Here is a 12500-nt window from a genome sequence, read left to right as displayed (position 1 = left end):
TTGCGGCCGGGAAGGTAGCCTAGCTGCGCGTAATCGCTCATGCCGTCCCCGGGATAGGTCGCAGACATGGACCGAAAGTCCAGCGCGCCACTGCCACCGCCACTCGATGCTGCTACCTCGGCCCGGTTGCAGCGGATGCCGCGATCCTCCACCAAGCCTGAGCTGGCACTGCGGCGTGAGCTGCACCGTCGGGGCCTACGGTTTCGGGTCAACCATCCGGGGCTTCCCGGTCGCCCCGACCTCGCGTTCACTCGGGCGAAGCTAGCGGTCTTCGTCGACGGCTGCTTTTGGCACCGCTGCCCGGAGCATGGCACCCTGCCCCGCAACAACCGGGACTGGTGGCAGCAGAAGCTCGACCGCAACGTGGCCCGCGACCGCGCCAAGGACACTGCCCTAGCCGAGCTGAGCTGGATGGTGCTGCACGTCTGGGAGCACGAGGCCACCGAGGCCGCCGCCGACCGAGTGGAAGCCGAATGGCGGCGCCGGGTGCCTCCTGCTACGCCCTGACCGGTGTCCGCAGGTATCCGTTGGCACCGAAGAGCACCTTTCGATCCAGAAAACGGTTGAAGAACCGGCACGACGGCTCGCCCAGATGGACGCAAGCGCTACACGCTCCGCTCCCACGGGCACATCCCGGATCCAGCGGGCAGCGATGCTCTGCATCGACGAACGCGTCGAGCAACTCGTCGAGGTTCGACTCGAACACCGCCTGCATGCCGCCGAGGACAAAGTCGCCGCGAGCGGCGGCGTAGACGAAGAAGCCAAGGTGACCGGGTACCAGGTACTCGCTCAACGCGTCCCGTTCGATCCCGGAGAAGACGGCAGCCTGCCGAATGAACCTGTGCGCGTAGGTGTGCACCAGCTTGAGCAAGTCGGTGCCGGCGGACTCGACCGACGGATCGTCACGCTTGGACGGCACCCGCGCCTCCTGCAGGATCGCGACTCGCGCCGCGACCGCCCCGTCTCTGGAGTTCCATCCCGACAAGCGGTGCCCTCTCCCGATCAGCCAGCTGGCGACTCGTACTGGATCCAGACGCACCAAAAATGCCTCCGTCTCGGCGAGGTTGCCGTAGAGCCGGTAACCACCCTTCTTCCGACGGAAGGGCACCAGCCGACACTTCGCCGGATCGTCCTCGCCCCGGGTATAGCCGTACATCGCATTCAGGACCGGGAACCGGTCGACGAGGTCCAGCCCGTCGATCCCGGCCCGGCCGAGCGCCGCCGGGTAGCGGACTTGGTAGCGCACATCGAGGGCATCAGCTGGCGTCGCGCTGCGTAGTGCCGTCGTCGGCGTGCGGCTCTCCGCGAGCGCCATTGCGATGTCGACCGCTTCCCGTCCTGCTTCGTCACGCCGTTCGCCCGAGAGCCCGTCGATCGGGTGGTCGCCGGCCTTCGCCAGTCCTCCCTGATCAGCGGCGCTCTTCGCGGCAACCTCCGCGATCTCCCGCGGAAGACCGGTGCGCATGAGCTGCTCGATCAGTTCTTCGAGGGTCGGCGGGGAGACCACGTCAGCGGGCCGGGGCACGGTCAGGCCATCGACCACCCAGACCAAGGCCTTGCGAGCGCCCCCGGCAAGCTTGAGTCCCTCCCGGTGCTCGGGTCGCGGCGGATTGATCAGCACCATCCCCCGCGGCGTGTAGACCATGCGGGCCTTGTGCACATTCCAGCGGAAGTACCCCTGGCCGCATCCGCAGGGCTTGTTGAAGCCGAGCCCCTGCATGAGGCGGGTGTCACAGACGGGGCAGACGAAGGAGATGTCCGCGGCCTTGGCGCTCTTGGGAATCACGACCTTGACGTCATCGTGCGTCTGGCACCGTTTGATGTATGGCTCAGCGATTGCGCCACAGTCGTGGATGCCGACGAAGTGCAGTTGGCCCCATTTGTTGCGCTGGCCGCACTTGCAAGGACGATCGATGGACTTCCCGATGCGCTTGCACGTGCGGCACAGCCACACCTGCGGATACCGTTCGACCGTCACACCGCGTCGCTCGTCGAGCTCGACAACTTCGACCGGAGCGTTCCGCATCAGGTCGTCACCGACCCCGCCGTCCGTACCGTGGAAGGCCCAAGCTCCCACCTCGCGAAGCAGGTGACGTCGGACCAGATCGGTATCGACCTGGATAGGGCTGGGTGCCGACCACTCCGCGACACGGTAGACGTCGCCCCGCAGGTCGACCGTTTGATTGGGCAGGAAGGTACGCAGGATCTGGCTGCCGCTACGGGATCCAAGGACCGTCATCTCGTCCGCCTGTCAGTCGTGGATGGGAGCGCTGGCCTCGACATCGCGGAGGCTCGTCATTGGTGATCGAGGACCTAGTTCGCTGACGAACGTGGCCGTGGTCGCAGGGTCTTCGAGATCGGCGAACCACGCCTGCAGCCATTCGGCGATCTGTTCGCGGTGCAGGGAGTCCTCCGCCCCGTCGAGGCCGAGGACCGAAGCCACCGCGGCTGCCTCGGCCGCGGGCGTCATCCCGGAATCGCGGACGTACTGGCGCAGCTTCGCTGGCGTACTGAGCCGCTGCTTGCTGGCCGGCTCGCGGATCATCAACGTCCGTGCGCCCACGACGCCGGCCACGGTGAGGTCCAGGACCCGGCGACTGCGACGCGTGATCGGAATGGCGTCGACGAAGCGGTCGCCCTGCCGCACGTACTGCGTGAACTGCCGGAACGTCTGCGCATCGCGTTCCCGGCCGATCTTGTGCAGGACGTAGACCAGGCCAGGGTGCCTACGACCGACCCGTGCCGTGGTCTGGATGAACTCGGCGGTCGTCAGCGGCAGGCCCAGCATCACCATGGTGTTCAGCCGGTCTACGTCGACACCGTGCGAGAGCATCGAACTGGCGGCCACCACGTGGATCCGCTCGGCGAAGTCCTCCTCCGGCTTCTCCAACCGGTCCAGGATGGCCCGGACGTCGTCGAACTCGGTCTGCCCGGTGAGCTGCTCGACGTTGATGCCCTCGACCGTGTTGTTGCTGCCAAGACTTCGCCCGGCAGCTTCCACGTCGTAGAGCGTCGAGCCGTAGACCACGTCGGTGCCGTAGAGGCTGACCAGCGTTTCCACGTACTTCCGGTCGATGCCGGCTTCGGCACACACGGTCGCAGGGTCGTCCTTGAGCTGGCGGACGCAGCGCTGCAAGGCGTCGAGCGTCCGGTCGCTGACGTGCTCCAACGTGACGCCACGGGGCGCGACGGCGACAAACCGCCGCAACGGCTTCTCCGTCGGGGTCGTCCAGAACGATTCACCCGCTCGCGGGCCCGGCTGCGGAAAGACCCGCCCCTCTCGCTGGTAGAGGACCTTGGTCTGGTGCTCGTATCCGGTCAGCGTCGCGCTGCTCGCCACGATCTTCGCCCGAGTGCCACACAGCTCGAACTGGAGATGGTCGAGCAGGCTCTCGTAGTGGGAGTCGACCGCGCCGAGGCTGTCCCGTAGGAGGTGCAGCTCGTCCTGCAGCCGCAGTGACGGGCCGAACCGCTTGGCGTCCATGGGCAGCGGCCTGAGGGCCTTGCCGCCCTGGCAGTCCGGCACCAGACAGCCGTTGGGGTTCTTGGACCGCTCCGCGTACGTGAAGCCGTGCCATTCCACTGGGCAGAGCTTCTGTGGCGGCCCCACGAGGCCGCGCATCGCCTGCTGCAGACCGATCGATGCGGCCTTGTCGAGGGTGCCGACCACCACCGTCGGCAGGAACCTGAACACTTCCTGGTCGACGACGTACATCGGCAGGGCCTGCCCCTTCCAGGGGCAGCTCCGGTTCGTACAGCGATGGTCGAGCTTCCACCGCTGGCGGTCGAAGCGCATCTGGAGGTTCTCGTCCCGACAGAAGGGGCAGTGCAACAGCACGCGGTACTTGTCCGGCATGCCTGGGCTGTCCGGGGTGATCTCGTCGGTCTCGGTCTTCGGCACGATCTTGTTGGGCGTTCCCGCCCGACCGACGAGGAACCCGAGACTGAAGGGTGCGCCCTTGACGCCCTCCTCCTGGCGCACCATCTCCGCGCCGGCCAGAGCGTCGGCGAACCGCTGGGTCTGCTGGAGGCTCAGTAGCCGCAGCGGGAAGCGCGACCAGGCCGTCACTCCCAGGGCTTTGCCGGTGAGGCGGTCGAAGAATGCCGCCGTCAGGAGCAACCCCAGGTAGGTCTCCGTCTTGCCGCCACCGGTCGCGAACCAGACCGTGTCGACGTACCTCGCCTCGTCCTCCGGCTCGGCGAGGAAACGGATGGCCGAGAGCAGGAAGCCGACCTGGAAGGGCCGCCAGGAGGCATACCCACGGCCCTTGGCGCTACGGGCGATCGCCTTGTTCATGAGCTGGAAGGCACGGAGGATCTCGGGACGGTCCTGTAGCAGCGCTAGACCGGACCGGAGCCTCCTCAGTTCCTCGAACACCTGCTCGGCAGACTCATCCGCCCTGGCTCGCATGGTCGGCGTCCAGCCCTCGGCGGCTTGCCGCGCGTCGAGAGCTGTCGAAGACCAGTGGGCGTGGTCGTACGAGTCGAGCGCGTCGACCAAGGCTTGGAGCTGAGGGAGCGGGTCGGATGCGAGCCTCATGAACGACAGGTCCGGCTGCGGGGTGGATCCGCTCCAGTAGTCGGGACGGTAGGTCTGCACGCTCACGGTGTCCGACGTGCGGAACACGCCTGGTGCCACTACCTCGACGCCGACGTTCACTCCGTAGGCCGGCACCTTCCGGTCGTATCGGAAGCTGTCCGGTAGCGCCTCCAGCTCGAACGGCACGGTGGGAAGGCCAGAGACTTCGAGCTGCGTCTCGTACAGGTGGGAGTCGGTCAGGCCGGGTGCCTTCTCCGGGCTCGTGTTGACCAGCTGCACCACGACTTCGGTCTGCCGATGCCAGTCCTCCACGTCCACCCGCACCTCGGCGGAGAGACCCGGCGCGCCCACCGCGGCGAATGCATCCCGAAGCTGCTTGCCACCGAACGTTCCGCCCTCGCCGTAGGCGAGGACCGACACGACCTCCTCGACGAGGTCCGTCCGCCACCAGCGCCGGTCCGGGTCCGGCCCGTCCTTCGGGTCCTTCACCCACGCCCGTGCCCGGACGGTCACCGTCATCGACCACGGTGGCGCCGTCGCGGGACGGAGCCGGACGGCGATCGCACAGGGGTCCAGACGTTCCGACCGATCGTCGGAGGCATCCTTGCGCACCTCGTCCTCGCAGGCGAGACGGCCCAACCAGAACGTGCCGGACGGTGCCACCTCGAGACGGCTCAAGCCGTCGCCGCGGCCCGCCGCTACCACCCGTCGGTCGAGCCAGTCGACGAACGCCTCGCAGGCCTGCTCCAGAGACTGGTCCCCCACGCCGCTCATGACGCCTTCCTCCTCACGGGAACGCCGAACTCGCCGGCCTTCGAATCGTCGACCAGGTACGACCGCAACGCGACGACCTCCTCGCTCTCCCGCAGCGTCGCCAACGACTTGCCTTGGATCTGCCTGATGCGTTCACGGGTGACGTTGAAGTGGGCACCGATGGCGTCCAGCGTCTCCTCATCGCCGGTGCCGAGACCGAACCTGCGCTCGAGGATGCGGACAGCCCGCTCTGGCAGAAGCGCGGTCAAGGTGCGGGCGACATCCGTACGGAACATCGCGTGGATGACGATCTCGGCGGGATCGGTACGCCCGTCGCGGTTCTCGTCGTCGAGCAGGATGTCCGACAGGTGGAGGTCGCCATCCTCCCCGAAAAGCATGTCGATGCTAACGAGCGGACGTCCGAGATCCAGAACTGCCTGCACCGATCCCGGCTCCACGCCCGTCTCTTCGGAGATCTCCGCCAAGGTGGGCTCACGGTCGAGCCTCGACGTCAGCCGCGAAACCGCCCTGCGCACCCTTTGCACCTTTTCGTGCATGTGCACCGGGATCCGAATCGTCCTGCCTCGGTCTCCGATTCCTCGATCGATGGCCTGCCTGATCCACCACGTCGCATATGTCGAGAACTTGAAGCCCTTCGAGCCGTCGAACTTGTCGGCGGCCCGCATCAGGCCGATGTTTCCGTCTTGGATGCGGTCGGCGAACTCGACCCCGCTGCCGTCGTAATTACGGCCCCTGGCGATCGAGACCACCAACCGTAGGTTCGCGCAGACCAGTTCTGCATGTGCGCGCTTTCCGTCCGCTACGCGGCGCTCGAGACTCGATCGGGCACTCGGCGTCAGCTCATCACCTGCCGCTTCCAGCTCCTCCTGAGCAGCGACGCCTTGGGAGATCAACGACCACAACTCGACCTCGCGTGACGCGCCGATCAGCGGGTAACGGCTGATCGAACGCAGGTACTGGCCGACGGCGTCACCATCATGTTCGTACCCTTTGGGCGCAGCCTGCTTCGGTCGCAGGTCCGCCGACCGTGGGAGGTCGACGCCTGCGTCCTCCAGCAAGCTCAGCAACTCGCCGTGCTGCCCCGAGGACAAGTTTCTCCTCTTTGCCAGCAGCGCGACGTCAGCGCGGCTCAGGTGACCGCTACGTGCCCAGTCACCCAGGAGATCGTCCAGTGCCTGCCCCACGACGTCGTCGGCCGCCCTCGCTGCAGGCGCCTGCGGGTCACCTCCGAACATCCATCCAAGGTCGTCGTCGTTCGGGGCACCGTTTTCGGCCTGTGCCGGCTCAGCGTCCGGCGCGCTTTGATCGGTGTTGGAGAGTTCGGCCGGAACGAGAGTGCGCTCGGCATCGCCCATGAGCGGATCGTCAGCGGACTGGCCGGTCGTACTAGGCGCGCCTCGGAAAGCTGCGTGCGACGGGTTTCGGGTCAGCGCGACCACCAACGCATCGACCTGCCGGTGGGTCAACTGGTGCCGGGACACGAAGTCGGCTACGACCGACTGTGCCGCTCGTGCACCACGGCGATCGAGCATCGTGCGTAGTTCGTCCACCAGTGCATCTGCGATGGGTGGGGAACTCTTCAATGCGGCGGCCTGCCGCGGCATGGACACGACCACCGGAGGCTCCCCACTCAGCGGTTGAGCCTCCGTCACCACTTCGTTGACGGGCGTGTCCCGCTCCAGCACACGAGAGCGCGGCCACTCGAGGAGGGATGCCGCGAAGGCGACGTCTTCGCCTGGCTCGGCCGTCGGGATCGCCTTCGAGCCGGACGGCGGGCGAGGCCCAGCTGTCGCCGGCTGCGGGGTGGGTCCTTCGGTTGCGGTGACCGGACGTGTGCCCAATTCAGACGATGCACTGACAGACGCGGCACACGGCGTGGGAGCCAGCGGGTCGAGGGTGCTCCCGTGCTCGGCCTTGAAAGCAGAACGTTCCGAGGACTTCTCTGCAAACGGAACGTTCCGCACCAACGAGGCCGTACCTGCCACAGCTTCGGGACGGACTTCCTGGGCGGTTCCCATGGTCCCCGTTGACGGCGCAGATGAGGACGACCATGAAGGTACTGCCGGATCGATGCCCGGCCCAGGAGCCGGGACCCTGGCCGTGACGACCGTGCCAGCGCCCGGCCCAGGTCGAAACGGCGGAGTCGGTGGTACCGGCGGCTCTGGCGGGACGTTGATGTTCAGCTCGTCGATGCGCTGCCACAGCGGCTCCAGCGCCGCGTCCGGGTCCCGGCTGAAGACGCTCCCCCGGATCCGCACGAACACGCAGTTGCCGACCCGCTCCAGCACCGCCTGGCGGCGCATGTCGCTCTCCCACTGCTCCGGCCCGTGGTGGTAGGAGTCGCCGTCGCATTCGATGGCCAGCCGCCGGCCGTCCGGTGCCGGCAGGACGAAGTCGATCCGGTACCCGCCGATGCGGAACTGCGGCAGCGGCCTGTAACCGCGACGCAGGATCCGCCGCAGCACCTCGCGTTCGAAGTCGCTGTCGCAACGCTTCTCCAGGTCGTCGTACGCCTCGTCGACGGCGGTGACGCTCTGGCAGTAGGTCAGCAGCAGTCCGCGGGCGTCGTCTTCGCGCAGGTCGGCGGGTTGCACCGAGTGGAACACCCACAGCTGGTCGCGGGCTCGGGAGGCGGCGACGTTGACCCGCCGGTGGTGGTCGCGCTTGGTGAACGCCGCGACCGGGCCCTGATGCGGTTCCACGACCATCGACACGAGTACGACGTCCCGCTCGTCTCCCTGGAAGGTGTACGAGTCGCCGACGCGGAGCCGACGTCGTTCCATCTCCTCCTCGCCGATCTCCTCACGGAGTCGGGTGAGCAGGTAGAGCGCCTGCCCGCTGGTGCTGAGCAGGCTGACCACGCCGATACTGCGCCCCTCGTACGCGGGATCGGCGACAATCGCCGCTACCCTGGCGACGAGGGCTTCGGCCTCGGCCACGTTGACGTTGCCGTACGTTGACAGGTCCTGCCGGATTCCCTCTGGCACGTGCACTGCGATGACTGGGTCACCGATGCCGGCGGGCCGGTCGGTGCGCAGCGGATCGATCTCGCCGCCGTAGTACGTCTCGCTGGAGAAACCGATGATCGCCGGTACGGACCGGAAGTGCTCGGTGAGCAGGATCCGCTCCGGTGATCGGCGGACGGCGTGGTCGTAGAGGCTGCTTTCCGGATCGAAGTGTTCTGCGGAGGGCACGTCCACCAGGTGCGAGTTGATCAGGCTGGTGACCGTGCCGACAAAGGAGAGCTGCGGGCCGATCTGCTGGTCGTCCCCGACGACGACGGCGCGTTCGGCGAGGCTGAGGATCGGCAGCGAAAACATGTCGGCCTGGGATGCCTCGTCAACGATCACGACGTCGAAGTGCGCGCCGCCTGCGAATTGTTCGATGGCCCGGTCGACGGACATGACCCAGACCGGCACGGCGTCAACGGCGGCGCTCATGGCACGCTGGGCGTGCGCCTGCCACTGGGCGGCATTCTTGCCCGTACCCTTACCGATCTTGCGGAGCGCGGCGGTCCAGTCGGCGAGCGCGGCCCGGCGGCGGTCGTCGAGGGCCTTCGAGACCTCGAGCCAGGAAGAGGCGACGACGAGTTCCTGGGTGAGGCGCTCGATCCGGTCCCGGGTCTGCTCGACGCGCCGCCCGAGCGCGACCGGGTCGACGCTGCCGACGACGGCGTCGAACCAGGTTTGGGCCTGGCGCCACTGCCACCGGTGCAGGCAGTCGCCGCCGGTGCCAGCGAGAGCAGCGGCTGTTCCCTCATCGATCTGGGCGGTCCAGGCGGGAGCGGCCGGGCGGAGTCGTTCGGCGAGCTCGGTGAACCGTTGCGCGTCGGGGCGCAGTCCGGCCAGCCGACGTACCTCGTCGAGGAGACCGTCCCAGCCGGCGAGGTCTATCCGCTGGCGGCACTGGTCCAGCAGCCGCCACAGTTCACTGGCGTCGGCGCTCGACATGCCCTGCTGGAGCAGGACGCCCAGGTTCCGTTCCTCGGCGACCAACTGGTCGTACCGGAACACCGTTCCCAACCGGCCGACTAGGTCGGTGAGCGCGGTCAGCCGGCGTACGTCGACCGCCTGCTCGACCTGCGGCACCAGCCGGCGGACGGTCGCATGCAGGGTGGGCCAGCGGCGACGGTCCCAGTCCAGGGCGGTCGTCGCGTCGGTGAGCAGACGGCCGGTCCAGAGTTCGGGCTGGTCGCCGGATTCGTGCGGCAGGTTGAGCAGGTTCCGCCACTCGGTCCACCGGGTGGCCAGTTCCTGACGCAGCCGCAGGCGGTTGACGTACGCGACGACGATGTCGACGTCGTCGGTGGTGCGGAGGGCCTCACCGTCGATGCGGCAGTCTGCGGCGAGCTTGGCCAGGGCGCCGTGGAAGAGCTTGCTGACGCCCTTGCCGGCGGCGAAGCGTTGGCGCAGCTCGGCGAGCTGCGCCAACAGTCGGCGGGGCTCGGCGAGGTGCGCATCGGGAACTGTCACCCGGTGTCCGGCGACGAGCCGGGTCACCGTCGCGAGTTCGGCGAGTGCCCGCTGGCAGGCGGCGGCGTGGTCCTCCCACATGGCCCGCCAGTTCGGGTCGGCCTGCAGGAGCTTGGCGAGCGCATCCGTCCAGGTGCCCTCCCGGGCGGTCAGGACAGCGAGCGCCTCGCGCAGGTGTCCGGCCAGCTCGTTGAGCGTGGGCCAGCCGAGCACCCGTGCCTCCGGTAGCACCACACCGGCGGCGACGAGTTGGTCCAGCTCGGCCCGCGCGGCGGCCAGTTCCTGCCGGGCGGCGAGGACGGCCGAGGCGTTCGGCAGCGCGGCTGCCGTCGGCAGGTGTCGCAGCGCCTGGTTGCGGTCCTGGCGGACGGAACCTCGGGCGATGGCGAGCAGGTCCGTGAACTCCTCGACGGTGAGCGGGGCCTCGAGGTGCGGTGGGATCTCGTCGGGGATGTCGCCGTACCGGCCGGCGCCGTCCCGCAGCCAGCTGCCGACGTCACTCGGCAACAACCGGATGCCGTCGATTTCGTAGTGCGCGGACTCGTTCTCGGCGAGGGTGCGCAGCGCGCCGAGCGCCTGTCCGAGGTCCCGTTCAGTTTCCTCGAGCTGGCGGCGCAGCCTGTCCACCCGCTGCTGCTCGCTGCGCCGGTCGAGGGTGGCGCCCCGGTCGGATAGTTCCCGGGCGGCGAGCTGAAGTTGGACGAGTTGGTCGGTGGAGCGGCCGAGTACCGCCAGGCAGAGCGACTGGATCTCCTGGGGTAGGCCGTCCCGCAGGACGCGCAGAGGATCCTCCTTCTGCGCGACCACGAGCACCCGCTTGCCGTGCGCCATAAGGTGGCAGATCAGGTTGCGGATGGTGTGGGTCTTGCCGGTTCCGGGAGGGCCCTGGACTGCCACGTTGCGGTGCTGGGCGAGTCGCCGGGCGATGGACTCCTGCGCCTCGTTGGTAGGCAGTGGCATGAGCAACCGCTCACCGAGTGGGGTCCAGTGGGCCGGCTCGTCGTAGGGCATCTCCAGCCGACTGGGCTCGTGGGCGAGGATGGCGGCCAGCGCACCGATGCTCGTGGTCTCGCCGGCGAGCAGCCGGGCTCGCAGTTCCTCGAGGAAGCGGCGCAGCATCCGTTGCCGGGGCCGGACGAAGAGCACGCCGGTGTCGTCGACATACGGGCCGGTCGGGGCGGGCGCGTCAACGGCCCGGATGGCCGGGTCGTGACCGAGTCGGCGCAGAGCCCGTTCGATGAACTCCTGGCGGGTGAAGTCGTCCCAGACGTCGAGGTCGAGCTGTCCGCCGGAGCCGGCGAGGGCGAGCAGTTGGCCGAGGTACCGCTCGTCGAGGCCGGTGAGCGGATCGGTCTGGAGCCGGCCGGGCCCCTGCGGCACCAGCGTGATCATGGCCCGATCGGCGTCGAACTCGATGGCGACCGGGGTCACGACCAGCGGATACTGCACCCTGTTTCCGGCGATGTCCGTCTGCAGCACACCGTGTCCCCACACCAGCTCGTGGGTGGAAGCGTTCATGTCGACGCGGTGCTTCAGATCGAACAGGCTCCGGTGCAGCCGGCGGACCGCCTCGGTACGGCTGGCCTGCTCGGCCCAGGGACGCCAGTCCCGCTCCCGCCACTGCTCAAACCGCTCGCGGAGACGATCGACGGTGTTCTCGTCTCCGACAAGCCGAGGCTCCGTCTCGTACGACAGCGAAGTGGCGAGATACGGGTCGAACTCGACAGGTGCCTGGAGCTGCTTCGGCGCGGGCGGAAGGCCCACCCGAAGCCAGCTGCTGCCGTCGGCCGAAACACCCACCTGGCAGTCGGTGTGGACGGGCAGTTCGTGCTGCCAGAACGCGTCCGCCTGCGGTACGGTCCGGCCCGGTCTTTCCATCTGCGCTCGAACGGCCATCAGGTACTCGACCAGAGAGGTGGCGCGCTCGAGGATCAGAGACGGAGCCTCTGCAGGCGGCGTGGTGCGGGACAGCATGCGAACCCTCTGACTTGTAGGTGCAACGCGTGGGTGAGGCGGACTAGGAGCGCACCGGCTCACTCAGACCACTGGCATCGATCTCACCCGCGTGACAGACAGAGCACACTGTCTTCAACGCCTGGCGTAACCACGCGTGCATCTACCCACCTCCCCACTGGCGGTCCTTGGACCCTACAGGCCCGAGTCCTGCCAGCGGGACCCCCGAGTCGTCATTAGTTCAGCGAACGGGCCGATTTGACAGCCATCCTTTTGGTGGTACCGGGACGAGCCGCAAAAGACGCGTGCACCTTCCGCTGTCGCGAGGGTGAGCTCGACGTGAATCGTCGCGGCCCTCGCCCACCGCCGATCCGATGTGCCAGCGATACCAGAACCCATTGCCTCCAAAACCTGCCGCCGCAGCCGCCACTCGTCCGCGCCACTCCACCGCCGGTCTTCGGGCTCCACCGTCACCCGCACCCTCACCCGTGACTGGTCGAGGCTGCACCGTCGCCCGCGGCGGCCTCCATGCGGGCCGCGCCGGCGCTCTCTCCGCCGCCCGCCGGAGCGGTCTCTCTGAGGCAGATCGAGGTGAGCCGGAGGGCCATACGGTAGGCGCGGAGCTACCGGCTTCCGGGATCGACAGAACCCTGGGACGCAAACACAGGCTGGTGGGGGGGGGGGGGGGGGGGGGGGGGGGGGGGGAGGGGAGGGGGGGGGGGGGGGGGGGGGGGGGGGGGGGGGGGGGGGGGGGGGGGGGG

The 12500-nt window shown here is 68.3% G+C and carries 4 protein-coding genes; 1 reads left to right on the top strand and 3 read right to left on the bottom strand.

All coding sequences use genetic code 11. The features are described from left to right. The first annotated feature begins 66 nt into the window (after nt 1–66). Complete coding sequence (locus tag ACZ6S5_RS12730) at nt 67–507, top strand: very short patch repair endonuclease (protein ID WP_466000145.1); 441 nt, start codon at nt 67–69, stop codon at nt 505–507. Here ACZ6S5_RS12730 and ACZ6S5_RS12725 read toward each other — a convergent pair. Genes ACZ6S5_RS12725 through ACZ6S5_RS12715 form a run of 3 tightly spaced genes read right to left on the bottom strand, consistent with a single transcriptional unit; the run spans nt 497 to nt 11760 of the window. Then, entirely contained in the window at nt 497–2239 is a 1743-nt protein-coding gene (locus ACZ6S5_RS12725; protein ID WP_466000144.1) for a hypothetical protein, read from the bottom strand. The two genes, ACZ6S5_RS12730 and ACZ6S5_RS12725, sit on opposite strands and share 11 nt — an antisense overlap. 12 nt (nt 2240–2251) lie before the next feature. Next, entirely contained in the window at nt 2252–5314 is a 3063-nt protein-coding gene (locus ACZ6S5_RS12720; RefSeq protein WP_466000143.1) for a helicase-related protein, read from the bottom strand. After that, the gene (locus tag ACZ6S5_RS12715) at nt 5311–11760 is read right to left on the bottom strand and encodes a sigma-70 family RNA polymerase sigma factor (protein ID WP_466000142.1); all 6450 of its coding nucleotides are present in this window, start codon (nt 11758–11760) and stop codon (nt 5311–5313) included. Before ACZ6S5_RS12715 ends, ACZ6S5_RS12720 begins: the two co-directional genes overlap by 4 nt. Between the last annotated feature and the right edge of the window lie 740 nt (nt 11761–12500).

This window comes from Micromonospora sp. NPDC051924 (assembly GCF_055586005.1).
This window is presented reverse-complemented; position numbering and strand designations above follow the sequence as displayed.

Bases quoted from the DNA above. Each gene is read 5' to 3' on its own strand.
- ACZ6S5_RS12730 (WP_466000145.1), top strand. From the start codon at position 67: ATGGACCGAAAGTCCAGCGCGCCACTGCCACCGCCACTCGATGCTGCT.
- ACZ6S5_RS12725 (WP_466000144.1), bottom strand. From the start codon at position 2,239: ATGACGGTCCTTGGATCCCGTAGCGGCAGCCAGATCCTGCGTACCTTC.
- ACZ6S5_RS12720 (WP_466000143.1), bottom strand. From the start codon at position 5,314: ATGAGCGGCGTGGGGGACCAGTCTCTGGAGCAGGCCTGCGAGGCGTTC.
- ACZ6S5_RS12715 (WP_466000142.1), bottom strand. From the start codon at position 11,760: ATGCTGTCCCGCACCACGCCGCCTGCAGAGGCTCCGTCTCTGATCCTC.